Origin of the sequence: Frondihabitans australicus (assembly GCF_003634555.1) — a bacterium.
Taxonomy (GTDB): Bacteria; Actinomycetota; Actinomycetes; order Actinomycetales; family Microbacteriaceae; genus Frondihabitans; species Frondihabitans australicus.
Genome location: NZ_RBKS01000001.1, coordinates 2,322,227 through 2,348,433, shown reverse-complemented (window position 1 = coordinate 2,348,433; position 26,207 = coordinate 2,322,227). Strand labels below are relative to the sequence as shown.

The 26,207-nt window shown below is 69.5% G+C and carries 16 protein-coding genes; 7 read left to right on the top strand and 9 right to left on the bottom strand.

Going from position 1 to position 26,207, the window contains the following annotated elements; all coding sequences use genetic code 11:
• Positions 1–24: 24 nt before the first annotated feature.
• The 3 genes from arfA to hrpA form a co-directional block, all read right to left on the bottom strand.
• Entirely contained in the window at positions 25–1,560 is a 1,536-nt protein-coding gene (gene arfA, locus C8E83_RS10975) for an arabinosylfuranosidase ArfA (protein ID WP_121369928.1), read from the bottom strand.
• Between the two features lie 182 nt (positions 1,561–1,742).
• Positions 1,743–2,750 (bottom strand): LacI family DNA-binding transcriptional regulator, encoded by a 1,008-nt coding sequence (locus C8E83_RS10970; RefSeq protein WP_121369927.1) that lies wholly within the window; start codon positions 2,748–2,750, stop codon positions 1,743–1,745.
• Between the two features lie 18 nt (positions 2,751–2,768).
• Positions 2,769–6,563, bottom strand: a complete 3,795-nt coding sequence (gene hrpA / locus C8E83_RS10965; protein ID WP_121369926.1) for an ATP-dependent RNA helicase HrpA — start codon at positions 6,561–6,563, stop codon at positions 2,769–2,771.
• A gap of 169 nt (positions 6,564–6,732) precedes the next feature.
• Here hrpA and C8E83_RS10960 point away from each other — a divergent pair, with 169 nt between their 5' ends.
• Positions 6,733–7,254, top strand: coding sequence for a hypothetical protein (locus tag C8E83_RS10960; RefSeq protein WP_147430152.1), 522 nt, complete (start codon positions 6,733–6,735; stop codon positions 7,252–7,254).
• A gap of 146 nt (positions 7,255–7,400) precedes the next feature.
• On the top strand, positions 7,401–8,966 hold the full coding sequence (locus C8E83_RS10955) for a long-chain-fatty-acid--CoA ligase (protein WP_121369924.1): 1,566 nt from the start codon (positions 7,401–7,403) through the stop codon (positions 8,964–8,966).
• 12 nt (positions 8,967–8,978) lie between these two features.
• Here the strand turns inward: C8E83_RS10955 and C8E83_RS10950 are convergent, their stop codons facing one another.
• Positions 8,979–10,721, bottom strand: coding sequence for a dolichyl-phosphate-mannose--protein mannosyltransferase (locus tag C8E83_RS10950; protein WP_245981599.1), 1,743 nt, complete (start codon positions 10,719–10,721; stop codon positions 8,979–8,981).
• Positions 10,722–10,783: 62 nt separating this feature from the next.
• Between C8E83_RS10950 and rsmI the strand changes: the two genes are divergently transcribed.
• The 5 genes from rsmI to C8E83_RS10925 all read left to right on the top strand — a co-directional run bounded on the left by rsmI (position 10,784) and on the right by C8E83_RS10925 (position 15,661).
• Complete coding sequence (gene rsmI, locus C8E83_RS10945; RefSeq protein ID WP_121369923.1) at positions 10,784–11,599, top strand: 16S rRNA (cytidine(1402)-2'-O)-methyltransferase; 816 nt, start codon at positions 10,784–10,786, stop codon at positions 11,597–11,599.
• 100 nt (positions 11,600–11,699) lie between these two features.
• Entirely contained in the window at positions 11,700–13,271 is a 1,572-nt protein-coding gene (metG, locus tag C8E83_RS10940; protein ID WP_121369922.1) for a methionine--tRNA ligase, read from the top strand.
• Entirely contained in the window at positions 13,268–14,206 is a 939-nt protein-coding gene (locus C8E83_RS10935; RefSeq protein WP_121369921.1) for a TatD family hydrolase, read from the top strand. Before metG ends, C8E83_RS10935 begins: the two co-directional genes overlap by 4 nt.
• Positions 14,207–14,209: 3 nt before the next feature.
• A complete protein-coding gene (rsmA, locus tag C8E83_RS10930; protein WP_121369920.1) occupies positions 14,210–15,058 on the top strand; it encodes a 16S rRNA (adenine(1518)-N(6)/adenine(1519)-N(6))-dimethyltransferase RsmA in 849 nt (282 codons plus the stop codon).
• A gap of 3 nt (positions 15,059–15,061) precedes the next feature.
• On the top strand, positions 15,062–15,661 hold the full coding sequence (locus tag C8E83_RS10925; protein WP_121369919.1) for a hypothetical protein: 600 nt from the start codon (positions 15,062–15,064) through the stop codon (positions 15,659–15,661).
• 133 nt (positions 15,662–15,794) lie between these two features.
• Here C8E83_RS10925 and C8E83_RS10920 read toward each other — a convergent pair whose 3' ends face one another.
• From C8E83_RS10920 to C8E83_RS10900, 5 genes are all read right to left on the bottom strand, one after another.
• A complete protein-coding gene (locus C8E83_RS10920; RefSeq protein WP_121369918.1) occupies positions 15,795–18,173 on the bottom strand; it encodes a LamG domain-containing protein in 2,379 nt (792 codons plus the stop codon).
• 174 nt (positions 18,174–18,347) lie between these two features.
• A complete protein-coding gene (locus C8E83_RS10915) occupies positions 18,348–20,048 on the bottom strand; it encodes an NHL repeat-containing protein (protein ID WP_121369917.1) in 1,701 nt (566 codons plus the stop codon).
• Between the two features lie 242 nt (positions 20,049–20,290).
• Positions 20,291–21,652 (bottom strand): LLM class flavin-dependent oxidoreductase, encoded by a 1,362-nt coding sequence (locus C8E83_RS10910; protein ID WP_121369916.1) that lies wholly within the window; start codon positions 21,650–21,652, stop codon positions 20,291–20,293.
• Between the two features lie 153 nt (positions 21,653–21,805).
• On the bottom strand, positions 21,806–23,935 hold the full coding sequence (locus C8E83_RS10905; RefSeq protein WP_170159917.1) for a cell wall-binding repeat-containing protein: 2,130 nt from the start codon (positions 23,933–23,935) through the stop codon (positions 21,806–21,808).
• A gap of 89 nt (positions 23,936–24,024) precedes the next feature.
• On the bottom strand, positions 24,025–26,202 hold the full coding sequence (locus C8E83_RS10900; protein WP_121369914.1) for a cell wall-binding repeat-containing protein: 2,178 nt from the start codon (positions 26,200–26,202) through the stop codon (positions 24,025–24,027).
• Positions 26,203–26,207: the final 5 nt, after the last annotated feature.

Here is a 26,207-nt window from a genome sequence, read left to right as displayed (position 1 = left end):
GGACGCAGGAGCACGAGTCGGTGCCTAGGCCTTCGCGACCTCGAGCTCGACGACCGCCCACGAGAGGGCGGGCAGCGTGAGGCGTGCCGACGAGCCGTCGAGGGTCACGCCGTCGAGCGGCGCGAGGCCGACGGCATCCTGCTCGCTCTCGGTGTTGGCGGACTTGCGCGTTCCGCCCTCGGGGATCTGCAGCACCTCGGCGCGGGTGACGCGCGAGGCCGTGAAGCCGCGCAGGTCGATCGACACGTCGGCGCTCTCGTCGAGGCCGCGGTTCGCGAGGAAGAGCGCCACGCGCCCGGCCTCCTCGTCGTAGGTGCTCGAGACGTCGACGAGGTCGGCGTCGCCGAACTGCGGGGTGTCGACCCGGTCGCTCGTCACGGCGGTGCGCAGGATCTGACCCTTTGCGAGCTCCGCGGTGCGTGCGAACGGCCAGAAGATCGACTGCCGCCACGCCGGCCCGTTCTCCTCCGAGCGGATCGGGGCGATCACGTTGACCAGCTGAGCCTGGTTCGCGATCGAGACCCGGTCGCCGTGACGCAGCAGCGAGTTGAGCAGGGTGCCGACGACGACGGCGTCGGTGACGTTGTAGGCGTCCTCGATGAGGCGCGGGTGCTCGACCCAGCCCTTCGAGACGTTGTGCGGCTGGTCGTCGGTGTCGAGGCCGCGCTGGTACCAGACGTTCCACTCGTCGAACGAGAGGTTGATGTGCTTCGTGGCCTTGCGCTTGGCGCGCACGGCGTCGCAGGTCGCGACGACGGACTCGATGAAGTAGTCCATATCGACAGCAGACGCGAGGAACGACAGGGCGTCGCCGTCGTGCTCCTGGTAGTAGGCGTGCATCGACATGTAGTCGACCTCGTCGTAGGCGTGCGACAGCACCGTGTGCTCCCACTCGCCGAAGGTCGGCATGCCCGAGTTCGACGATCCCACCGCGACCAGCTCGATGGAGGGATCGACGAAGCGCATCGCCTTGCCGGCCTCCTGCGCCAGTCGGCCGTACTCGTCGGCGGTCTTGTGGCCGATCTGCCAGGGGCCGTCGAGTTCGTTGCCGAGGCACCAGAGCTTGATGTCGAAGGGGTCCTTCGCGCCGTTCGCGATGCGGCGGTCGCTCAGGGCCGTGCCACCGGGGTGGTTGGCGTACTCGACGAGCTCGCGGGCGGCGTCGACGCCCCGGGTGCCGAGGTTGATCGCCTCCATCACCTCGACGCCGGCCTCCTTCGACCAGTCGACGAACTCGTGCAGGCCGAAGGCGTTGGTCTCGATCGTGTGCCAGGCGCCGTCGAGGCGGCGCGGGCGGCCTTCGACCGGGCCCACTCCGTCTTCCCAGTTGTAGCCGGAGACGAAGTTGCCGCCGGGGTAGCGTACGACGGTGGCGCCGAGCTCTTTGACGAGCTTCAGGACGTCCTGCCGGTAGCCCTTCTCGTCGGCCTCGGGATGCCCGGGCTCGTAGATGCCGGTGTAGACGCAGCGGCCCATGTGCTCGACGAACGAGCCGAAGAGGCGGCGCGGCACCGGGCCGATGGTGAAGTCGCGATCGAGGGTGATGCGTGCGGTCGACATGGAGCTCCGTTGCTTCGTGGTGGCGTGCTTTCGCTCTCACATTACATCGTTGTAAAGCGCCCGTTCAAGTGCCTCTTCGCGCCGTCCGCGACAAAACGCGACACCCGCGACGCCCGACCGCGTCGCAGGTGTCGCGTTTTGTCGCAGAGCAGGAGAGGAGCGGTAGATGCAGGCGCCGCGGCTCAGGCGGGGCGGGTGCTCTCGCGAGGCACGATGCGGTGCGGTACGACGCGGGCGCGGGGCGGCAGCGATCGGTCGGCCACCCGGTCGGCGAGCAGCGAGAGGGTGTCCTCGGCGAACTGCCGCTTGTCGAACGACACCGTCGTGAGGGGAGGCGCCGCGTACCGCCCGCTGGCGACGTCGTCGAAGCCCGCCACCGAGAGGTCTTCGGGCACACGGACGCCGCGCCCGGCGAGGGCGCTGAGCACGCCGGTGGCCATGGTGTCGGTGAAGCAGAAGACGGCGTCGATCTCGATTCCGGCGTCGAGCATCTCCAGCAGCCGTTCGCCGGCCGCCCCGGGCGCCCATGAGTCGACGTCGATCTCGAGCGCGGGGTCGAGGGGAACGCCCGCGGCGTCGAGCGCCTGCCGATAGCCGAGGGTGCGCGTGCGGGCCGACGCCGACTCGAAACGGTCGCCGACGGTGCCCACGGCGGCGATCCGCCGATGGCCGAGAGAGAGGAGGTACGCGGTCATGTCGCGAGCGGCGGCGACGCTGTCGAGGGCGACGCGGTCGACGAGGTTCTGCTCGACCTCTCCGATCACGACGACCGGCGGCAGGGCGTCGGCGCCCACGATGGCGCTCGTCTCGAGCCGCGTCGGGTTGAGCACGAGCCCGTCGACGAGGTGCTCGCGCCCTCGAGAGAGCAGCTCGAGTTCGCGCTCGGGCCGTTTGCCCGTCTGCTCGAGCTGGATCGACCAGCCCTTCTCGTGCGCGACCTCGACGAACTGGTCGAGCATCTCGGCGCTGTACTCCATGCTGAGGTCGGGGAACGCGAGCGCGATCGCCCCGGTGCGCCCGTTCCGCAAGCCCCGGGCCGAGAGGTTGGGCACGTACTGCAGCTCGGCGATGGCCTCCTCGACGCGCTCCTTCGTCTCCGGGCGGACGAACACCACGCCGTTGATGACGTTCGAGACCGTCTTCGGGCTCACCCCGGCGCGGGCGGCGACGTCTCTGACTGTTGCTCGCATGTTCGGACAGGCTATCGGTCAGGCCTGCCGAGCGCTGGCAAGCACCTTGACGATCCGCTGCAGCGACACCGATTCGCTGGGCCGGAGGTCTTGTGCGAAGAGCGACAGGCGGAACTCCTCGAGCATCCAGCGGGCCCTGACGAGGGGCGCAGGAGCCGCGACCTCCGGCGGGAACGAGCCCCCCGCATCCACGTACCTGCTCGTCGCCTGCTGGACCTCGACCATCCAGGCCCGGTCGCGGGCCGGGTTCTCGACCAGCTTCGCGACCCGTCGCTGGATCCCGACGAGGTAGACGGGCACGCGCTGCAGCTGCTGCAGCCCGGTCCGCCCCACGAATCCGGGGTAGAGGAGCCGGTCGCGCTGCTCGCGCGCGTCGGTCAGCGCCGGCAGCAGCGCGAGGTTCGTCGCCTGCTTCAGCGCCTTGTCGGCATCCCGGGCGGCCGTGAGCGTCCGGGCGACCAGCGACACGGTCTGGAACATGGAGTCCATGACGGCGGCCGACACGCGGTCGCGCACGGTCTCGAACTCCTTCCGGGTGAGGACCATGCCGTCGGGCTTCACCCGGTAGAGGACGTCGTCGACCACCGCCTGCAGGCAGTCGGCGAACAGGGCCGCGGTGTTCTGGTACGGGCTCGTGGCGAGGATCAGCTTCTCGGGCGCGGTGAGGTGCTGCTGCACGTACGCGATGGGCGACGGCGTGCCCAGCATGAGCAGCCGCCGGACGCCCTGCGGCGTCGCGATCCGCTGATCGGCCTCGGTCGCCATGAGCTGGATCGAAACCGAGTCGCCGTCGTCGACGATCGCGGGGTAGGCGCGGACCGTCGTCTCGCCGTGACGCGTGTCGACGAAGGCGGGGAGGTCGTCGAAGTCGAAGCGGGTGAGACCTCGCTGCTGGATCGAGGGGCCGACCGCGGGCTGCTCGGTGGCGCGGGCGACGCTGGTGCGGGTGTCTGCCGCGAGCTCCTGCTGCAGGGTTCGGAGGTCTTTGTCGATGCCGACGACGCGCGATCGCTCGTCGACCACGGCGAAGGTGATGCGCAGGTGGGCGGGCAGGCGCGCGAGGTCGAAGTCGGCGCCGGTGACCGGGGTGTAGGCGAGGCGCTTGATGACGGCCGCGACGGTGTCGGCGAACGGCTCGGTGGGCTGCGTCGGCGGGTCGGCCGGCAGCTCGGCCGTGATCTTCGTCGCCCAGTCGCCCGCCGGCACGACGTTCTTGCGGATCTGCTTCGGCAGCGAGCGGATCATCGCCTGCACGAGCTCGTCGCGGAACGCGGGCACCTGCCAGTCGAAGCCGAGCGGCGACAGGCGTGCCAGGAGTGGCAGCGGCACCAGCACGGTGACACCGTCGTCGTGTGTTCCGGGCTCGAAGCGGTACCGCAGGGCGAGGGTCTGGTCGCCCTGGCGCCACGTCGTCGGGTACGCGGACTCGTCGACCTCGGGTTCGTCGTCGCCGAGGAGGTCCTCCTGGCGCATGGTGAGGAGGTCGGGCGTCTCGGTGCGCGCCTTCCGCCACCAGCCCTCGAACGAGCGCGTCGTCGACACGTCGGCCGGGATGCGCCGCTGGTAGAACTCGAACACCGCGTCGCCGTCGACGAGGATGTCGCGCCGCCTCGTGCGCTCCTCGAGCTCGGTGAGCTCGTCGATGAGGTCGGCGTTCTTCTGCTGGAACGCCTGGTGCGACTCCCAGTCGCCGTCGACGAGGGCGTGGCGGATGAAGAGCTCGCGCGCGTACGGCGGGTCGATGCGGTTGAACTGCACCCGCTGCCTCGGGATGATCGGCACGCCGTAGAGCGTGACGCGTTCGAAGGCGACGACCGCGCCCTGCTTCTTCTCCCAGTGCGGCTCGGAGTGGCTGCGCTTGACGAGGTCGCCCGCGATCGGAGCGGCCCACGCCGGGTCGATGGCGCCGTTCACCCGGGCGAACAGGCGGCTCGTCTCGACGAGCTCGGCGCTCATGATGGCGTTCGGCTGCTTCTTGGCCAGGGCAGACCCCGGGAAGATCACGAAGCGGGTCTGGCGGGCGCCGACGTAATCCTTCTTCTGGACGTCCTTGAGGCCGATCTGGCTCAGGAGCCCGGCGAGGAGGGACTTGTGGATGCCGTCGGGGTTGGTCGAGCGGCCGCCGACGTGGAGACCGAGGTCGCGGCTCGACCGGACGAGCTGGCGGTAGACGTCCTGCCACTCGCGGATCCGGAGGTAGTTGAGGAACTCGGCGCGGCAGAGGCGTCGGAAGGCGCTGGAGCCGAGCTCCTTCTGGCGGTCCTCCAGGTAGTTCCAGAGATTCAGCAGCGTGATGAAGTCGCCGGCCGGATCGACGAAGCGCGCGTGCTGCTGATCGGCCTGCGGGCGCTTCTCGAGCGGGCGCTCTCGGGGATCCTGGATGCTGAGGGCGGCCACGATCGCCATGACCTCGCGGGTCGTGCCGTGCTGCTTCGACTCGAGCACCATGCGCGCCAGGCGCGGGTCGATCGGCAGCCGCGTGATCTGACGGCCGATGCGCGTCGCCACCGGGTCGCCGTTCGCCTTCGTGTGGACGGCGCCGAGCTCGCGCAGGAGGTCGAGGCCGTCCTTGATGCCGCGGCTGTCGGGCGGCTGGAGGAACGGGAACCTGGCGATGTCGCCGAGGCCGAGCGAGATCATCTGCAGGATCACCGCGGCCAGGTTCGTGCGCAGGATCTCCGGCTCGGTGAACTCGGGCCGCCGATCGAAGTCCTGCTCGGAGTACAGCCGGATCGCGATGCCGTCGCTCGTGCGGCCCGAGCGCCCCGAGCGCTGGTTAGCGCTGGCCTGCGAGATGGCCTCGATCGGGAGCCGCTGCACCTTCGCCCGGGTCGAGTAGCGGCTGATGCGCGCCGTGCCCGCGTCGATCACGTAGCGGATGCCCGGCACCGTGAGGCTCGTCTCGGCGACGTTGGTGGCCAGGATGATGCGGCGACGGACGCCCGCCATGCTGCTCGGCTCGAAGACGCGGTGCTGGTCGGCGGCGCTCAGGCGGCCGTAGAGCGGGAGCACCTCGGTGTAGGGCAGATTGCGGCCGCGGATCGACTCCTCGGCGTCGCGGATCTCGTTCTCGCCGGAGAGGAAGACGAGCACGTCGCCGTTGCTCTCGCGGGCGAGTTCGTCGAGGGCGTCGTTGATGCCTTGCAGATAGTCCTTATCGTCGGACCGGCTCGGCGAGCCCTGCTCGCCCTCGTCGTCGGGGTCGTCGTCGCCCGCGTCGGCGTCGGCCACCAGCGGCCGATACCGGATCTCCACCGGGTAGGTGCGGCCGGACACCTCGATGATCGGCGCACCGCCGAAGTGCTTCGAGAACGACTCGGGGTCGATCGTCGCCGAGGTGATGATCACCTTCAGATCGGGGCGGCGGGGCAGCAGCTGCTTGAGGTAGCCGATGAGGAAGTCGATGGTGAGGCTGCGCTCGTGCGCCTCGTCGATGATGATCGTGTCGTACTTCGTGAGGTCGCGGTCGAAGTGGATCTCGTTGAGCAGGATCCCGTCGGTCATGAGCTTCACGCGCGTCTCGTCGCCGACCCGGTCGGTGAAGCGCACCTGGTAGCCCACGAGGCCGCCCATCTCGACGCCGAGTTCCTCGGCGATGCGCTCCGCCACGCTGCGGGCCGCGATGCGTCGAGGCTGCGTGTGGCCGATCATCTCCCGGCCGAGCTCGAGGCAGATCTTCGGCAGCTGAGTCGTCTTGCCCGAGCCGGTCGCGCCCGCCACGATCACGACCTGGTGATCGCGGATCGCCGCGGCGATGTCGTCGCGACGCTGGCTGACCGGCAGCTCGGGCGGGTACGTGATGGCAGGAATCATGAGCCCTCCAGTCTATCGAGCGCGGCCGGAGAACAGTGTGGCCGAGCGGCTGTGGCCGATCCTGAGCGCTGACCCGTCTCTCCTCCACAACGGGCGCCTCTGCCCGGTTCTCCACAGTTCGAGCAGGTCTCAGGATCCGACGGGGCCGGTTCGTCGCACCATGACGCCCATGCGTACAACAGGTATCCAGTCCCTCATCGTCCTCACCGACCCCGCCTGCGTCTTCGCCCTCGATCTCGTGAACTCGGGTCACACGTGCGAGTCCGCCGTGGCCGCCCTCGTCAGCCGACGTCTCGGCCTCTCCGTCGAGCACACCGCCGAGGTGATCGACGGGCTCGTGGGCATCGGCTGGATCGAGCGCGCCGGGCTCGACCGGATCGCGTCGAAGGGGATCGACGACTTCGACGAGCACTGCCGGGAAGGCCTCGACCACCTGGCATGGCTCCGGGCCGTGGGCGACGACGAGCACGCGGCCGACACGGTCGGCGCGATCCTCGCCGCGTGGGACACCCGCAGCACCGACCCGTTCCGTCGGCGCCGCGGCGCGCTCTTCCGAGAGTCGGAGGCCGGGCGGCGTCACGCCGCGCGCGTCCGCGCCAGATCGCTCGGCTTCGCCTTCGCCGACCCCGACGTCGACTCGGCGACCGACGACGCGCAGTTCGGCGACGAGCGTCTGCCCGAGGCCGGGTGACGGGGGTGGATTTGCTGCGAGAAGGGCGCGCCCCGGCTCCTGCGCTCGTAGGATTCGTGCATCGGCACCGCCGCGGCACCGGACCTACCACCCGACGCCGGCCCGGCGAGGCACGAAGACCCGTCACCGTCGACGAAGGAGTCATCATGACAACGCCCGCACCCTCGCGCGCCACCGCCTCGGTCGCCTCGATCCTCCGGGAGTCGGCCGAGCGATTCTCCGACGAGGTGGCGGTCGTCGTCGGGCCCGAGCGCGTCACCTACGCCGAGCTCTGGGCGCAGACGAAGGCGTACGCCGGGGCTCTCCGAGCCAAGGGGGTGACCGAGGGCACTCGGGTGGCGATGCTCGTGCCGAACGTGGCCGACTTCCCGCGCGTCTACTACGCGATCCTGTCGCTCGGTGCCGTCGCCGTGCCGATCCACGCCCTGCTCAAGCAGCACGAGATCGAGTACGTCCTGCGCGACTCCGGCTCGACGATGCTCGTCTGCGCGGCGCCGCTGCTCGCCGAGGGCGCCTCCGGGGCCGGCCTCGCCGGCGTCGACGTCGTCACCGTGCTCGCGCCGCCCGACCTGGCCACCGGCTTCGACCGGCTCGAGGCGCTCGCCGAGGCCGCCGAGCCGATCGACACGTACGTGCCCCGCGACCCGTTCGACACCGCCACGATCCTCTACACGAGCGGCACGACCGGGCAGCCGAAGGGGGCGGAGGGCTGCCATTTCTCGCTCATCGAGCAGGCCAACGTGCTGCTGCTCTCGACCTTCGAGATGAAGGCCGGCGACAAGGTGCTCGGCGCGCTGCCGCTCTTCCACACGTTCGGCCAGACCTGCACCATGAACGTCGCCTTCCGGGCCGGCGCCACCGTCGTCATGGTGCCGAAGTTCACCGGCGACGCGGCCCTCCAGGTCATGGCCGACGAGGGCTGCGACATCTTCATGGGCGTGCCGACGATGTACATGGCCCTGCTCGACGCGGCCACCCGCAGCGAGGCCCGGCCCACCCTCAAGTACGCGATCTCGGGTGGCGCCGCGCTTCCGCTGGCGGTGATGGACCGCTTCCGAGAGGTGTACGGCGCCGATATCCACGAGGGCTACGGCCTCACCGAGACCTCGCCGGTGGCGTGCTTCAACCACGTCGGGGTCGCGCCGCACCCCGGCACGATCGGCACCCCGGTCTGGGGCGTCGACGTCGAGGTCGCCGACCAGAACGTCGAGGACGCCATCGTGCTGATGCCCCCAGGGTCGATCGGCGAGATCGTCGTCCGCGGCCACAACATCATGAACGGCTACCTCAACCGCCCCGACGACACCGCGAAGGCCATCGTCGACGGCTGGTTCCGCACCGGCGACCTCGGCACGAAGGGCGACGACGGCTACCTCACGATCGTCGACCGCACGAAGGACATGATCATCCGCAACGGCTACAACGTCTACCCGCGGCAGGTCGAGGAGGTCCTCGCGGCCCACACCGCGGTCGCCATGGCCGCCGTGTTCGGAGTCCCGCACGAGACGCACGGCCAGGAGATCGAGGCCGCGGTCGTGCTCCGCCCCGGCGCGGAGGCGACACCCGACGAGCTGATCGACTTCGTGAAGGACGAGATCGCCGCCTACAAGTACCCGCGGGTCGTCCACCTGGTCGACGCCCTGCCGCTCGGCCCGAGCGGGAAGGTGCTCAAACGCGAGCTCGTCGCGAAGTTCGCCCCCGCCCACGCCTGACCGCGGGCGGAGCTACTTCCAGCTCGGCACGAAGTAGTGCAGGTTGATGTAGAAGAACGGCTCCTGCTCGGCCGTCCACATCGGGTAGTAGAACACCGTCAGCAGGATCGCCACGATCACCACGATCCCGGCCACCCGGATCCCCGAGGTGCGCCGGACCACGTCGTCGCTGCGTTTCCCGAGCACGACGCCCAGCGCCGCGGCCAGCGCGAGGATGAGGTAGGGCTCGAACGAGATCGTGTAGAACTGGAAGACCGTCCGGCGGATGTACAGCATCCACGGCAGGTAGCCCGCGGCGAGCCCCGTGAGGATCAGGCCGTAGCGCCACTCGCGGAAGCGGACGAGGCGGTACAGCAGGTACAGGCACGCCAGGACGGCCCCGTACCAGATGAGGGGGTTCGGGATCCCGGCGATCGCCTGCCCGCACGAGCCGACCGAGGTGCAGCCGCTCGTTCCGTCGGCGATGCCGAGGTAGTACATGCTCGTGGGCCGCTGCACCACGAGCCAGAGCAGAGGGTTCGCCTGGTAGGGGTGCGGCGTCGCGAGCGTGATGTTGAACTCGTACATCCCGACCTGGTAATGCCACCAGTTCTGCACGACGTCGGGCACCCAGGCCAGCGCGCCCTTCCAGCGGGTGCCGCCCTGTTCGACCCACTCGCGGTAGAAGCCGCCCCTGGTGACGAACCAGCCCGTCCAGCAGGCCACGTAGGTCGCCGCGGCGATCGGCACCATGAGGACGAAGGTGACCGGACCCTGCTTGAACAGGGTGCCCGACCCCCAGAACTCGACGCCGGCGCGACGGCGGGCGGCCATGTCGACGACGATCGTGTAGACGGCGAAGATCGCGAGGAAGTAGGCGCCGTTCCATTTCACGCCCGTCGCCGCGCCGAGCAGCAGCCCGGCGACGATCAGCCAGGGGCGGAACCACATCGCCGGGCCCCAGGTGAGGTCGCGCCCCGCGTGGTCCATCCGCACCACCCAGGCGTCGAGCCTCCGCTTCGACTGATATCGGTCGAGGAGCACTGCGCCGAAGCCGAGCAGCGAGAAGAACATGACGAAGTTGTCGAGCAGCGACACCCTCGACATGACGATCGCCTGGCCGTCGATGGCCATGAAGAAGCCGGCGAGCACTCCGAGCAGGTTCGACTTCAGCAGGTGACGCGCGATGAGGGTGACGACGAGCACCGCGAGGATGCCCGCGACGGCGACGCTGAAGCGCCAGCCGGCCGGGTCGTCGGGCCCGAAGAGTGCCATGCCGAGGCTGACGAGCCACTTGCCGAGCGGCGGGTGCGCCACGAACTCGGGTGCGGACGTGAACAGGCTCGTCTGGCCGTTCGCGAACCTGTCGTCGACGTTCTGCGGCCACGTGCCCTCGTAGCCGAGGCTGTGCAGCGACCACGCGTCCTTGACGTAGTAGGTCTCGTCGAACACGAGGGAGTGCGGGTGCCCCAGGTGGTAGAGGCGCAGCACGGCTGCGAGGAGGGTGACGAAGACGGGGCCGAGGACCGCCCACAGTCGCCGGGAGGACTCCGTGGCCAGCACGCGCCCCCACCACTCGTCGAGGAGAGTGAGGCGGTGGGGTTCGGCCGGGAGGGCGTGGCGCGGCTCGGGCGCGAGGGCGACGGGCTGTGCCGCTGCTCCTGCGACCGGAGCCGGAGTCGGAGTCGGAGCCGGAGCCGACGACGGGCCGCCACCCGACTCGACGGGGGTCCGCGAGCCCACGATCGCGTCGAAGTCGTCGGGGCTCGGGGTCACCAGGCCATCGTAGGGGTGCTTCCTCTGCGGGAAACCGCACCAGAACCGGGGACAATGATCTCGTGATCGTTCTCGCGGCAACGCCCATCGGCAACCTCGGCGACGCCTCGGCACGGCTGATCGAGGTGCTGTCGAACGCCGAGATCGTCGCCGCCGAGGACACGCGGACGGCCGTGCACCTCATGCGCGCCCTGGGAGTCGAGAACCGGCCGAGGCTCCTCGCGCTGCACGAGCACAACGAGCGCGACCGCGCGGCCGAGGTCGTCGAGCTCGCCCGCGAGGCCGACGTCGTCGTCCTCACCGATGCGGGCATGCCGGCGATCAGCGACCCCGGGTTCCCGCTCGTCGAGGCCGCTGCCGCTGCCGGCGTGACCGTCACGGCCATCCCCGGTCCGAGCGCCGTCCTCACCGCGCTCGCCGTCTCCGGCTTGCCGACCGACCGCTTCGCGTTCGAGGGGTTCCTGCCGCGCAAGCCCGGCGACCGCCGCAAGGCCCTGCGCGACCTCGCCGACGAGCGACGCACCCTCGTCTTCTTCGAGTCGCCGCACCGTCTCGCCGACTCGCTGGCCGATCTGGCGCAGGAGCTCGGCGACGCCCGCCGGGCCGTGGTCTGCCGCGAGCTCACGAAGCTCCACGAGGAGGTCCGCCGAGGCACCGCGCGCGAGCTCGCCGACTGGGCCGCCGACGGGGTCCGGGGCGAGATCTGCCTGGTCGTGGAAGGCGCGCCTGCCAGGGAGTTCGACCTCGCGGCCGGAGTCGCGCAGGTGCTCGCGGCCGTTGCGTCCGGCGACCGCCTGAAAGAGGCTGCGGCGGACGTCGCCGAGGCGACCGGGCTGTCCAAGCGCGACCTCTACCAGGGGGCGCTCGCCGCGCGCTGACGCCGGCTGTGCCCGCCCGCTGACGCCTACTGCGCCCGCGCGCTGACGCCTGTGGAGAACGGGCGTCATCACGTCGGTGGCGCGCTTTAGACTGGACGACATGCCCGCCGGCGATTCCTTTTACGTCACCACGCCCATCTTCTATGTCAACGACGTGCCCCACATCGGCCACGCGTACACCGAGGTGGCGGCCGACGTGCTCGCCCGCTGGCACCGCCAGCGCGGCGACGACACCTGGCTGCTGACCGGCACCGACGAGCACGGGCAGAAGATCCAGCGCACCGCCGTCAGCCACGAGGTCACGCCCAAGGCGTGGGCCGACCGCCTCGTCGAGGAGGCGTGGAAGCCCCTCCTGCAGGCGATCGACATCACGAACGACGACTTCATCCGCACCACCGACGTGCGGCACGAGGAGGGCGTGAAGCGCTTCCTCCAGAAGCTCTACGACGACGGCTTCATCTACCAGGGCGAGTTCGAGGGCTACTACTGCGTCGGCTGTGAGGAGTACAAGCAGCTCTCCGACCTCGTCGACGGCACCGGCCCCTACGAGGGCGAGCTGGTCTGCGCGATCCACTCCAAGCCGGTCGAGCTCTTGAAGGAGAGCAACTACTTCTTCCGCATGAGCGACTTCGAGCAGCCGCTGCTCGACCTGTACGAGTCGCAGCGCGACTTCATTCAGCCCGAGAGCGTCCGCAACGAGATCGTGCAGTTCGTCAAGCAGGGCCTGCGCGACCTCTCGATCTCGCGCGCGTCGTTCGACTGGGGCATCAAGGTGCCGTGGGACGACTCTCACGTCGTCTACGTCTGGTTCGACGCACTGCTCAACTACGTGACCGCGATCGGCTACGGCGTCGACGACGAGCAGTTCGCCCGCCGCTGGCCCGCCATGCACCTCGTCGGCAAGGACATCGCGCGGTTCCACGCCGTCATCTGGCCGGCCATGCTCATGGCCGCCGGCCTGCCGGTGCCCAAGAACGTCTTCGGCCACGGCTGGCTGCTCGTCGGCGGCGAGAAGATGTCGAAGTCCAAGCTCACGGGCATCGCGCCGCAGCAGATCACCGACACCTTCGGCGTCGACGCATTCCGCTACTACTTCATGCGCGCGATCACCTTCGGCCAAGACGGCAACTTCTCGTGGGAGGACATCTCGGCTCGATACCAGGCCGAGCTCGCGAACGGCTTCGGCAACCTGGCGTCGCGCATCATCGCGATGATCACGCGCTACTTCGGTGGCACGGTGCCGGTGGCCGGCGAGCTGACCGACGCCGACCTGGCGATCCGCGAGACCGAGCTGCGCGTGACGGCCGAGGCCGACGCGGCGATCGGCCGGTACGCGATCCACGAGGCCGTCGCGACGATCTGGGAACTCGTGGACGCCCTCAACGGCTACATCACCGAGCAGGAGCCCTGGGTGCTCGCGAAAGACGAGGCCACTCGCGACCGCCTCGCCACGGTGCTGAACACGGCGCTGCGCGGTCTCGGCACGCTCACCGTGCTCCTGAGCCCGTTCATCCCCGGTGCGGCGCACCGCCTGTGGGCGAGCATCGGCCAGGGCGAGCTGACCAGCCAGAACATCGACCGCGCCGCCGAGTGGTCGTCGGCGCCGAGCGTGACCCCGCTCGAGTCGACGCTCTTCCCGCGCATCGAGCAGCCGGAGGAAGGCGCCGCGTGAGCGACGCCGCGCACATCCGCCAGCGCCAGGCCACCAGCGCCGACGGGCAGAAGCGCGACCTCACCTACCCGCCGCTGCCCGAGGCGCTGACGGTGCCGGTCTACGACAACCACACGCACCTCGAGATCGAGGACGGCGAGGGGCTCGACCATCGCGAGCACCTCGACCGCGCCTCCAGCGTCGGCATCCGCGGCGTCGTCCAGGTCGGCAACGACGTGGCGACGTCGCGCTGGTCGGCCGAGATCGCGGCGCGCGAGCCCCGTGTGCTCGCGGCGGTCGCGCTCCACCCCAACGAGGCCCCGCGGCTCGCGGCCGCCGGCACCCTCGACGAGTCGATCGCCGTCATCGACGAGCTCGCCGGGCGCCCTCGCGTGCGCGCTGTCGGCGAGACGGGCCTCGACTGGTTCCGGGTCGACGAGGCGGCCGAGTTCGGTCTCGACGAGCAGGCGGCCCGACGCGCGCAGCACGAGTCGTTCGAGGCGCACATCGAGATCGCGAAGCGTCACGGGCTCGCCCTCCAGATCCATGACCGCAACGCCCACGACGACGTCGTCGAGACCCTGAAGCGCGTCGGCGCCCCCGAGATGACCGTCTTCCACTGCTTCTCGGGCGACACCGCGCTGGCCCGCGTCTGCGCCGACAACGGCTGGTACATGTCGTTCGCCGGCACGGTGACGTTCAAGAACGCCGAGCCGCTCCGCGAGGCCCTCCGGCAGGCGCCGCGCAACCTGATCATGGTCGAGACCGACGCCCCGTTCCTCACGCCGACCCCGCACCGCGGCCGACCGAACTCCCCGTACCTGATCCCGCTGACGCTCCGCTCGATGGCGGAGACGATCGGCACCGACGTCTCCATGCTCGCCGCGCAGATCACCTCCACCACCGAGCTCGTCTACGGCACGTGGGAGTCCGAGCCCCCGCTGATCGACGAGTAGCCGATGCCCACCCTCCTCGGCCCGGCGGAGATCCGCGATCTCGCCGACCTCCTCGGCGTCTCGCCGACCAAGAAGCTCGGCCAGAACTTCGTCCACGACGCCAACACGGTGCGCCGCATCGTCCAGGCCTCCGGCATCGGCGAGGGCACCAGCGTCGTCGAGATCGGCCCCGGCCTCGGCTCGCTCACGCTCGGGCTCGTCGAGCGCGGGGCCACGGTCACCGCGGTCGAGATCGATCGCCGGCTCGCCGAGCAGTTGCCCAAGACGGTCGAGCTGATGCAGCCCGGCGCCCGGCTCACGGTGGTCGTCGACGACGCCATGAAGGTCGTGTCGCTGCCGACCGAACCCAGCCATCTCGTGGCGAACCTGCCCTACAACATCTCGGTGCCCGTGCTCCTGCACTTCCTCGAGCACTTCCCGAGCCTCGAACGCGGTCTGGTGATGGTGCAGGCCGAGGTCGGTCAGCGTCTCGCCGCCGAGCCCGGGTCGAAGGTCTATGGGTCGCCGAGCATCAAGGCCGCCTGGTACGGCGACTGGTCGACCGCCGGGCTCGTGTCGCGGCAGGTCTTCTGGCCCGTGCCGAACGTCGACAGCATCCTGGTGGCCTACGACCGCCACGAGCCGAAGGGCACCGAGGCCGAACGCAGGGTCACGTTCGAGCTCGTCGACGCCGCGTTCCAGCAGCGCCGCAAGATGCTGCGGCAGTCGCTCTCGAACGTCATCGGGTCGTCGCAGGCCGCCTCCGAGGCGATCGAGTCCGCCGGTCTCGCCGCCACGTCGCGCGGCGAAGAGCTCACCGTCGACGACTTCCTGGCGATCGCGCGGGGGCTGATCGCAGCGGGGGAGCACTAGGGCGTGGCGCGCTCACGCGGCTCCGGCGCGCGAGGTCGCCAGCAGGGCGCTCAGGGCGCAGGAGCAGCGGGCGGCCTCAGCGACGCGAAGCTCGCCGCGCGGACGGGCCGGTCGGCCGCCGCCTGGTACGAGATCCTCGACGCGGAAGGCGCTGTGCGACTGTCGCACGAGCAGATCGTCGACCTGCTCGTGGAGGTCTACGAGGCGCCGGAGTGGGGTGCGCGCGCCGTGGCGGTTCGGTACCAGCACGATCACGGGATCCTGCTGCCCGGTGAGCAGCCCGACGGCACCTTCGAGGTGTCGGTCAGCCGCAGCCTGCGCGGCAGCCAGCCGGCGCTCCTCGACCTCGCGATCGCGAGCGTCAACGCGGCCGTGAAGCAGGAGCCGACGGAGGTCCACCGACTCCCCGAGCGAAGCCTGGCGCGCTGGGAGCTCGACGGGGGCGACGTGCTCGAGGCCCGCGTGGGCGCACCCGCGGCGTCGGCGCCGGGGTCGCCGTGTGCGGTCAGCCTCGTCGAGTCGCGGATCCGCCTGCCCGAGCTCGTGCCGGGGGTCCGGTCGCGGCTCGAGAAGGTCGTTCGGGCGGTGGCCGCCGGGGCCTGACCGACGACCGCGCCCGGGCGCGGCGCTGATGCGTGCAAGCGGAGCGTGACCGCCGGCGCCGGACTCCAGAAGATGCCGCCCACCCCCGAAGGTGAGCGGCACGTCCTGGAGTCCGGCGCCGGCGAGGGCCTGCCTAGTGGCCGGCCGCCGTCCACTGGGCGGCGACCTGCGCGGCCGACAGCGGCGCGGCGTAGATCGACACGTCGTCGATGGAGCCGGCGAACCACTGCACGCCGGTGGTCCACGTCTTGTCGCCGCCGATCCGCCAGTAGCCGGTGTTCGTCTGCCCGCTCGTCGCGCTCGCGTCGCTGCCGACGAGCTTCCCGTCGACGTAGAACGTCGATCCGGCCGACGACGTCGTGCCGACGACGAAGTGCCAGGCTCCGTCGTTGTACTTCGCGGTCGTCGAGATCGGCTTGTTGACGCCGTTGGTCCGCACGCCGTAGGTCAGCGTGCCGTCGGCGTTCATGAACACGTGGCGGTCGTACTTGCCCGACCCGCCGGTCTGCGTATCGCCGAAGCCGACGATCTTGCCTCCTGCGGTCGTGGTCGTCTTGAACCACGCGGCGACCGAGAACGTGTTCGGCGCGGTGATCGGGCTGGTCGTCGAGGCCGTGCCCGTCGTCGTGCCGTTGAACGTCGACGCCTTGTCGCCGTCGCTGATGGCGCCGGCCGTGCCGGAGGTGACCCCGGCCTGGAGCGTCATGGGCAGCGAGCCGCGGCTGTCGGCCGCGGTCGTGCCGCTGGCCTGGTCGAGGCGCCAGTAGTCGACGGCGCCCTGCGACGCGACGGTCGCCGCGTAGCCGGTGGGCGTGGTGCCGCCACCGCCGCCGCCGCCACCGCCGCCGGCCGTGCCCGTCGTCTTGACGGTCGCGGCCACGCCGGGCTGCGTGTTGCCGAAGGGGTCGCTCGCCGCGACGCGGTAGGTGTGAGTCGTCCCGGCCGTCACGGTCGTGTCGGTCCAACTTGCGCTGGGCAGGTTCCAGAACGTGGACGCGACCTGCTTCGTCGCGATCGGGGTCGTGCTGCCGTCGCGGTAGATGCTGTAGGTGAGCGTCTGGTTGTCCTGGTCGCTGACGGTCTTCCAGTTGACCGTCACGCTGGTGTTGCCGACCGATGAGAACGTCGGCGCGGCGAGGTTCGTCGTCGGGCCCATCTTGTTCGGCGCGAAGGCGGGGAGCTCGAAGCGCACGAGGCCCTGCTGCTTCACGCCGTTGACGGTCGTGAACTCGCCGCCGTAGACAACGTAGCGGGAGTCGGCGGAGGTGGCGACGCTCCAGGGGCCCTGGCTCTCGCCGGTGAAGGTGCCGACGTTGAAGTCGGGGAACCAGTCGAGCAGCGACGGTGCCGGCTTCCCGGCCCAGTTGGTGAGGTCGGCGCTCCTGGTCAGCGTCTGGGTCGCGACCTTCGTGAACGCGATGCCCCGGTGGTACGTGAACGGGTTGGTCTGCGGAAAGCCGCCGAGCGTGGAGCACACGTGCGGGTGGCCGGCGAGGTACTCGGCGTTGTCCGTGACGGCGATCGAGTAGCTGTCGCCGTGGCAGTCCTCGAGCCAGATCAGCGTGCCGTCGGTCCAGCTGGCGTGCCACGAGCCCTCGAAGTTGCCGTCTCCGCCGTAGTCGTAGCCCGAGACGTAGAAGCCGCTGGCGTCGCTCGCGAGAGAGGTCACTCCCGAGCCGTCGCTCGCGTCACGGAGCTGCGCGTTCGCCTTCAGCGGCAGGAGCGACCCGGTCGTGCTCGTCACCATGGCGACGCCGAAGCCGGGGTTGCTCGACCCGTTGGTCGTCTGGAAGTTGCCGCCGACCACGATGCGCGATCCGTCGGGGTCCGCGGTGAGGGACGTCGCGCTGCCGCCCTCGAGGTCGGTCGTGAACGCGTTGTTCACCGCGCCCGTCGTGGCGTTGACCGACGCCACGTGGTTGTGCGTCGCACCGCCGACGGTCGTGAAGCCACCGCCGATGAAGAGCTGGTTGCCCGAGAGCGCCAGCGCGTTCACCACGTAGTTCGGGGTCGCGGTGAAGGTGGTGATCAGCGCGCCCGTGGTCGCATTGAACTCGGCCACGCGGTTGCGCGTCACGCCGTTGACCGTCGTGAAGCTACCCGACGCGTAGACGGTGGAGCCGTCCGCCGACGGGACGATCGCTCGCACCTGCGCATTGAGCTTCGGCGCGAAGGCGGCGTTCATCACGCCGGTCGTGAGGTTGTACGAGAAGAAGTAGGGCTGCGACACGGTGCTCGTGCCGGCGGCCGCACCCGCGGGGCGCACCTTCTGGAAGTTGCCGCCGACGAACACCGTGTTGCCCGAGACAGCCTGGACCCAGACGACGCCGTCGATCTGCGGCGCGGGCAGGGCGTCCGCCGAGACCGAGACCGGGGTCTTCGGGTCGGTCGGGTTGACCGGGGCGGTGTCGGCCTGAGCCGACGACGTGGCGACGAGAGCGCCGGCGGTGACCAGCGCACCGACCGCGGTGACTGCGAGAGTACGCCGGAGCGCACGGATGGAGATCCCCATGAATGAACTGCCTCTGTGTGATCGGCTCGGCGAAGACCGAGATGACGTGTGGGTTTCGGGCCCCAAACGCGGCGAGGTCGCGTTCGTTGTGAGAGTCCCCCTCACGGGGGACATAGTGGTGAGGATAGATCGATTTCCACCGGAGCACAGCCCCCCGGAAGAAAAATCTTCGGGTCAGCCGCCGACGGTCACCGGAGTCTGCTGACCGATCGCCTGGTTGCCGAACGGGTCGACCGCCACGATCTCGTAGAAGTACTTCCCGGCGGCGAGCGAATTCGGCTCCGTCCACGACATCGTCGGCCGGTTCCAGACGCTGGAGTCGCCCTTCACGGAGGCGATCTGGGTGTACGTCGTGGCCTGCGGGTCGCGGCGCCAGATCTCGTAGGTCAGGGTCTTGTTGTCCGGGTCGTAGTCCGACTGCCAGGACAGCGTGGGCCGGTTGTACGAGACGGTCGAGGTCGGCATCAGATCCTGCCCCACCGCCTGCGGACCCATCTTGTTCGGGGCGATCGACGACACCGCGAAGCGCACCAGGCCCTGCTGGGCCACGCCGTTGACGGTGGTGAACTCGCCGCCGTACACGACGTACTGCGAGGTGGCGGCGACGCTCCAGGGCCCCTGCCCCTGGCCGGTGTACGTGCCGACGTTGAAGTTCGGGTACCACTGCAGGAGCGACGGGGCCGGCTGACCGGCGAAGTTCGCGTAGCCGCTCACCGGGTTCGTCGTGATCGTCTGCGTGGCCGCCTTGCTGAACGCGATGCCGCGGTAGTTCGTCGCCTTCTCGTCGACGAAGCCGCCGACGTTGCCGCAGTAGTGGGCGTGTCCGGCCACGTACTCGGCGGTGGGCGTCACCGCGACGGAGTAGGTGTCGCCGTGGCAGTCCTCCATCCAGACGAGGTTGCCGGTCTTCCAGTCGGCCCGGAAGGTGCCCTCGAGGTTGCCGCCCGAGCCGTAGGTGTAGCCGCCGCCGTAGAGGCCCGTGCTGTCGGCCGCGAGGGTGGTGATCGCGGCGTTCTTGCCGCCGTTGCGGATGACGGAGTTCATCGCCCAGGTCTGGTGCTGCCCGGTCGAGGGGTTGAGCGAGCCGATCCCGTAGCCCGGGTTGGCGACGGAGTTGAGCGCGGTGAACGCTCCGCCGACGACCACGCGCGAGTAGTCGGGCGCCACCGCGATGGCCTGCACCGTGCCGCCGGTCGCCGTCGGCGACCAGTTGCGGAGCGTCCCGGCGTTCGCGGTGAGCGCTGCGAGGTTGAAGTGCTTCTTGAGGTCGGCCGAGCTGAAGCCGCCGCCGACGAACAGAGTGTTCTTGTCACTCCGCAGCGCGAGGGCGTTGACGGTTCCGTTGATGTTTCCGCGGAAGCCGGTGAGCACGGCGCCGGTCTGCGCGTTCAGCTCGGCGATGTGGTTCGCCGTGCGCCCGCCGACCTGCGTGAACGAGCCTCCGAGCCACAGGTGCTGGCCGGTGCTGTCGACCGCGATGGCCCGGATGGCGCCGTTCACCTGGGGCGCGAAGCCGGCGTTCAGCACGCCGGTCGTGAGGTTGTACGAGAGCACGTTGAAGCGCGGGACGGTGCCGGCGCCTCCGAGGGCGACGCCCGCGGGGCGCGCGGTCGTGAAGGAGCCGGCGGCCCAGACCGTGTTGCCGGCGATCGCCTGAGTCCAGACGACGCCGTCGATCTGCGGCGCAGGGAGGGCGTCGGCCGAGACCGTGGTCGGTGTCGACGGGGAGCCCGGGTCGCTGGGAGCGGTGTCGGCATTCACCGGTCCGGCGAGGGCGGTGGTGAGGGCGGTCGCCAGAGCCGCCGTGACGACGGCGACGATCGCGAGTCGGCGTCGGCCGACGCGATTCGGGCGCGGGTAGGTCTTCGGGTTCATGCGTGGTCGCCGGAGCGATGCCTCTTCGGGTAGAGACGCGCGATGGGTGGTCGCGCGCGACGGTGGGTTTCGGGCCCCGGACGTCGCGGCCTGTGGGATGCAGGCTCGTGTTCCGTTGATTCGACACTAGGTGAACAGTCCTCAGTGCGAAAGGGGTTCGCACCGGAATGTCCCCCCAAATGGGGGTCCTTCGTATGGGGGACACCGCGGTGAGCCCCGTTGCGCGACAGGCGTCGCGCCGCCTAGAAGTCGAAGAGGTTGCCCCGGAGGCCGCCTCCGCCGAACTCGGTGCGCAGGATCCCGCGCCGTCGCAGCTCGGGAACGAGCCGGTCGAGCACGCGATGCACCGTCGCCGGGTGCAGGTCGCCATTGAAGATGAAGCCGTCGTTTCCTGCGTCGTCGCCGAGCGCCTCGATGAAGTCGGCGACCTGGCGGACGGTGCCGACGGTGCCGGTGCCGTCGGCGATGCGGCCCTTGCGGTACTTCGCGGTGAACAGCTCGCGCAGCGGCGTCGACGGGTCGTGCTTGCCGACGAGACCGCCGATCGATCCGGCGGAGACGTGCTGGCCGAAGACGGTGAGGTCGAGCGGACTGTCGAGATCCTGCCCGGTCAGGTCGGTCTCGGTGATGATCGACTGCCGCTCGATGACCTCGTGCAGGTCGGAGTCGGACGGATGCGCCGACGCCCTCACCAGGCGGTCGGCCTCCTCGTCGCTCGGCACGATCTCGGGGGTGAAGACGAACAGGATCCGGATGCTCTCGGGGTCGCGCCCCTCGGCCCGCGCCGCCGCGTGGATCTTCTCGCGGTACGCCCGCACGCTGTCGGCGTCGAGGGGCGCCAGGGCGAGCTGCACGTCGCTGTTGTGGCCGGCGAACTGCAGGCCGCGGCCCGAGCCGCCGGGGGACACGATCACCGGGTCGCCGTCGCCTGCTCCTGCTGCGGGTGCTCCTGCCGCCGTGTCGGCCTGTCGGTCGAACGGCAGGGCGTTCAGGGGCCCGTCGAGCGAGAAGTAGTCGCCCCGGTGCTCGAACGCGTCGAGTTTCGTGCCGTCGGCGTACCGCCACGTCTCGGTGTCCTCGACGATCGCGCCGTCGGCCCAGCTGTGCCAGAGGCGGCGGACGACGTGCATCCACTCCTCGGCGCGGTCGTACGCCTGGTCGTGGGCGAGCTCGGGGATGCCGAAGTGGCGGCTGCCCTTGACGTCGGTGACGACATTGAGGCCGACGCGGTAGTCGCTCAGGTGCTGCAGCGTCGCGAACTGCCGGGCGGCGAGGTAGGGCGGGTAGACGCCCGCGTTGATCGTCGGCGCCACCCCGAGGTGCTCGGTGGCCGCGAAGAGATAGGGGGTCAGGAGCAGCGGATCGAGCTTCGGGGCGCCGAGTGCGCTCCGCACGCGGAGGTCGAGCTGCTCACGCGGCCCGGGGGAGAGGCTGTCCTCGATGATGAGGAGGTCGAGGCCGGCCTGCTCGAGCTCTTTCGCGGACTGCTGGTAGAGCTGCGGGCGGTCCCACCGGTGGCCCCACAGGTAGTCGTCGCGCAGCCAGCCCTGCGGGCCGAAGCCGCGGCCGAAGAACCATCCGAAGTGCTGTGCGCGTGGAGCCATGCGGACAGTCTGCCGCGTCGAGGCGCGGCGCGTGGTCGGGTCGTAACCGGGCGTCGCTCGCGTGGTGCGTCTGCGCGCGTCGTTCCGGCGTGTCCGCGGCTGGCCGGCCTGCGCGCCGCTCCTAGGCGGGGCGCGTGGGCCGGAACTCTGCGGTCAGCAGGACTCGAACAGGTCCATGTCGTTGTCGAGCGACGGGTAGCCGCCGATCAACTCGACGAGAGAGTTCGAACGAGCATCGATCTGTTCGGCCAGGTGATCCGGTACGCAGCTGGTCGGGACGATCGCCAGAGGGGCATGCATGACGGCAGCGAGCTGGTCGCTGGACAGAGCGTCGGGCCAGTTCGCCCCCGACGCCATGACTTCGTCATGGAGAGGGGCCGTGAAGGCGGCATCGTTCACGAGCTCAGATGTCGCGTAGCGATCGGATCCGGCGATGCGGGTCGTCGAGGCTATGGACGCCAAGGAAGACTCGACGCCGGTGGAGATCGATGTGGTGCCGCCGACGACGTTGATCGACTTGACCCCCGCTCGGCGTAGGAACGCCGTCGTCGCAGAGTCGAGTGATGACGTTGAGCCGTTCACGAGCAGCAGAGGTTCGTCGTCGTGACTCGCCGCCGAGACGGTCGACAGCGCATCCGGGAAGTCCGTACCCGTCGCGACCCACACGTGCGTGAACTTCGAGCCGAACGACGACGAGATGAGCGCTCGGTTCGTCGCGTAACGATCCGTGCCGGCGGTTCTCACGACGGGGATTCGATAGTGCGTGAGGGCCTTCGCCTGCTCGATGATCCGGTCGGGGAGCGACGCGGTGCTCCCCACGACAACGATTTTGTTGATCGGATGGTGCTTCACGAAGTACGTCACCCACGGCGAGAGACCGGACGGCGGGGTGAGGAGCAGCGCGGCATTCTGATGCGATGCGGCAGGCCCGGCGCCCAGAGCGTCGGGATACTCCTGACCACTCACGAGATAGAGGGTTCGAGCACGCGCGGCGGATGTGTGCGACACCGTCGCGGCCGCGACGGATTCGGCCGTCTCGTAGCGGTCATCCCCGAAATGCCTGAGGGTCGTCACGACGCGGCCCGTCGCGTCGAGGTCGACGTGCGTGATCTCTTTGATGCCCGGAATAGGCGTCACGAAAAAGAAGTCGCGGTCGTTCGGCAGGACGAGATTGACGTTGCGAGCGTCGCCTCCACCGATTGCGGCAGTGCGAACGATCTTGCCAGTGTGAGCGTCGATCTCGTTGGCGAGGAAGGCCTGCCACATGGTCTCGCGTCCATCGACGATCGTGGGTGGCTGGAAGGAGTAAGCGAGGATGTGTGACGAGCCGGGGATCATCGTGGCCGGGTAGCTGTTGCCGTTGTACGGAATCGTCATCGTCTTGAGCGTCGTGACATCGATCAGCAGGTTCGAATCCGAACTTCCCGCCACCACCGTGCTTCCATCCCCGGTGAGCTGGAGTGTGTCATCGAACGTGTCGCCGGTATCCAACGACGCCTCGATGGTCAGCGATGCCGTGTCTACGACATCGACGGGTCCGGTGCTGTTGGCGATGAAGAGCTTCGAACCGTCGAGGGAGACGACGGCGGCGCGACTGTACATCCCATCCAGAACGAGGAGCGGCGCTGCGGCTCCCGAGGCGGTGTCGACTTCCACGACTCCACCTTTTGACCCACCCTGGTGATCGATCGCGGGGAGGACCTGCGCCGACGTGACGAAGTACTTGGACCCATCGGGCGTGATGGTGTCGGCGACGATCGTCACGAGCCCCTTGAGGACCGTGGTCGGCCCTAGGGTTCCGGCGTGAGGATGTACCACGATCGCCGATGCAGTGGACGTGACGCTGTCCCCTGACGTCTCGGTCGTGGCGACCGCCGTCGAACCGTCCGGCGTCACGGCGAAGTTCTTGGGAACGAATCCCGTGGGGAATGAGGTGGCGGTCGTTTCTCCTGTCGACGGTGAGATCTCCAAGAACGAGTATGGAGCCGTGCTGCCGGCGGCGGGTTGAGCCAGGGCGTCGAGCATCCCTGTATTGGTGAGCGTCATGAAACCGACGCGACCGGGAAGCGTGATCTCCCTGATGACGTGCTCGGTTTGAGGACTGATCACCATCATCACGTTCGTTCCCGTGGCCGCGTAGATCTCCGACCCGTCGCTCGCCGCGACGATGTGAATCGGCGGGAGCGGCAGGCTGTAGGTCGTCCCTTGGCCTGGATAGTGATCAACGGTGTCGGTAGGCGCGGCGGAGGCGGGCGCGGCACCGAGCGTCGCGACACCGGCCACGAGCAGCAGTGCCGCGGCTCCTGCGGCCAGGAGGCGGGTGGGGCGACGGCGGAGCGGACTCATTCTGGTTCCTTGGGCGCGACGGGACATCAGCAGGCGGCGAAGTTGCCGACTTCGGCGTTGAGAGAAGGGAGTCCACCGAGGAGGTCGACGTCGTGCCCGGGACTTGCGGCGACCTGCTCGGCCAGAGGATCCGGCACGCAGGTGGGCTTCACCAGTGCCATCGGGGCGCCCAGAGAGGCCGCGAACTGATTGCCGCCGAGTGCATCCGGCCAGTTCGCGCCCGAGGTGAGCACGACGCGAGAGCGCGACGTTCCGAACGCCGAGTCGAGAACGGCCTGCGACGTCGCGTAGCGGTCTTGTCCGGCAACACGAGTCGTGGGAGCGAGGGCCTGGAGGCCGTTCATCACGCCGGCCGTCACGGACGATTCCGCTCCGACGACAGTGATCGAGCTCACGCCCTCGCCTTTCAGAAAGGCCGCAGTCGACGCGTCGAGGGTCGTTCGTGAGCCGTCGACGAGGAGGAGTGGCTCGTTCTCGTGGCTCGCCGCCGACACCGTGGCCAGAGCGTCAGGGAAGTCGCGGCCGGTAGCGATCCAGACGTGCGACAGCCTGGAGCCGAAGGCATTTCGGATCAGTGCCCGAGACGTGGCGTATCGGTCGGCACCCGCGATGCGAACCACTGGGATCTTGCCGTGCGTGACGGACCTGACCTGCGCCTGGACCTTCGCGGAGATCGATGCCGTGCTGCCGACGATCACCACCTTCTTCACGGGTCGATAAGTCAGGTACGACTTGTCGACCTGGGGCAGGCTGGTCGGCGTCGTCAGCAGGAGACGCGCGTCAGTGTGCGTGACGGCCGGCCCCGCGCTCAACGAGTCCGGGTACTCCTCGCCGCTGGTGAGGTACAGCACGCCCGAGTTCGTCGACTTCGACGCGTCGGCCACCATCGAGGTCGTGACGTACCGATCCGATCCTTCAATACGGTCAACGTTGACCGAACTGAGGAACGCGGCCAGGTCGAGGTGAGCGAGGGCGCCCGGTGCTCCGTCGAGCGATGCACTGGGAGAGAAGAGGTCGTGATCGCCGGGGAGAGCGATGGTGCTGCCGAAGTCGAGGCCGGAGGAGTACGCCCGACGGGTCGAAGAGGCCACGCCATTCGTCGTGAACTCGTCGCCGTCGATGTAGACGTCGTCGGAGCCGGGCACCACGACCGGAGCGTTCTCCGCGTCACCCCACGTGACGAGGTGCGTGTCGAGCGTCGTGGGATCGATGAAAGCCGTGTGGGTATCGGTCGTCGCCAGGACTGTCGATCCGTCACCCGCCAGGACCACTCCGCCGGACGGCGGATAGGTCTCTTGTCCCGATCCGAGGTTTCTCTCGCCGAGGTAGAAACCCGGGACGTCGATGGTCGAGACGATCGATGAGGTCGCCGTGTCGATGACGAGGACTGGCGCAATGTCAGTGCCTTCCCCTGCAGCGCGGCCGAAGGAGGCGAAGAAGCGGCTCCCGTCAGGGGAGGCCAGGGCGCCGGTCGGAGACGACGCGGTTCCGGAATCGAGCGTCGCCAGGACGGATCCGCTCGCCGCGTCGACGAGTGCGATTCCTCCGTGCCCCCTTGGCTTCGTCGCGTCGATTTCGGTCACGGTCATGTACTCGGAGCCGTCGGGCGTAATGGCGACCTCCCAGGGTCGAACGAGGTTGGGTAACGTCGTGACGGCCCCGAGGGTTCCGGCTTGTGGATGAACGACGACGTCCTCGGAACCCGACAGCACGCCGTCCGAGTCGACCGTGTTTGCGGCCAGCACGGCCGTCGTCCCGTCGGGCGTGACGGTCCACGCCCACGGGAGGAAACCGGAGGGCAGCGGCGTGGCCACCCAGCTGCCCGTCTGTGGGTCGATGTCGTACAGCGATTCGGGTGACGACGATGCGTCTGAATTCAGCGCGATCGAGTCGATGTCTCCCGCCGACGTCACGACGATGTTCGTGACTGGGGCTGGAAGCACGATGGTGCGCTTCACCGTCACTGTGACGGGGTCGATGACCAGGATCGTTGGGCTGTTCGTCGCCGCGTAGATGGCGGTCCCGTCGGGCGAGGCGGCGAGCTGAGTCGGTTTGATCGGCAGATCGTGATGCGAGGCTTGCCCCGAGATGACCGTCGTGGCGGAGGCGGGGGCGGCACCGAGCGCCGTGACGCCGGCCACGAGCAGCAGTGCCGCGGCTCCTGCGGTCAGGAGGCGGGTGGGACGACGACGGATCGTATTCATCTGGA

Coding starts and splice junctions, on each gene's coding strand:
- C8E83_RS10955 (WP_121369924.1), top strand. CDS start 7,401: ATGACAACGCCCGCACCCTCGCGCGCCACCGCCTCGGTCGCCTCGATC.
- C8E83_RS10970 (WP_121369927.1), bottom strand. CDS start 2,750: ATGCGAGCAACAGTCAGAGACGTCGCCGCCCGCGCCGGGGTGAGCCCG.
- C8E83_RS10960 (WP_147430152.1), top strand. CDS start 6,733: ATGCGTACAACAGGTATCCAGTCCCTCATCGTCCTCACCGACCCCGCC.
- hrpA (WP_121369926.1), bottom strand. CDS start 6,563: ATGATTCCTGCCATCACGTACCCGCCCGAGCTGCCGGTCAGCCAGCGT.
- rsmA (WP_121369920.1), top strand. CDS start 14,210: ATGCCCACCCTCCTCGGCCCGGCGGAGATCCGCGATCTCGCCGACCTC.
- metG (WP_121369922.1), top strand. CDS start 11,700: ATGCCCGCCGGCGATTCCTTTTACGTCACCACGCCCATCTTCTATGTC.
- C8E83_RS10915 (WP_121369917.1), bottom strand. CDS start 20,048: ATGAACCCGAAGACCTACCCGCGCCCGAATCGCGTCGGCCGACGCCGA.
- C8E83_RS10900 (WP_121369914.1), bottom strand. CDS start 26,202: ATGAATACGATCCGTCGTCGTCCCACCCGCCTCCTGACCGCAGGAGCC.
- arfA (WP_121369928.1), bottom strand. CDS start 1,560: ATGTCGACCGCACGCATCACCCTCGATCGCGACTTCACCATCGGCCCG.
- C8E83_RS10920 (WP_121369918.1), bottom strand. CDS start 18,173: ATGGGGATCTCCATCCGTGCGCTCCGGCGTACTCTCGCAGTCACCGCG.
- C8E83_RS10910 (WP_121369916.1), bottom strand. CDS start 21,652: ATGGCTCCACGCGCACAGCACTTCGGATGGTTCTTCGGCCGCGGCTTC.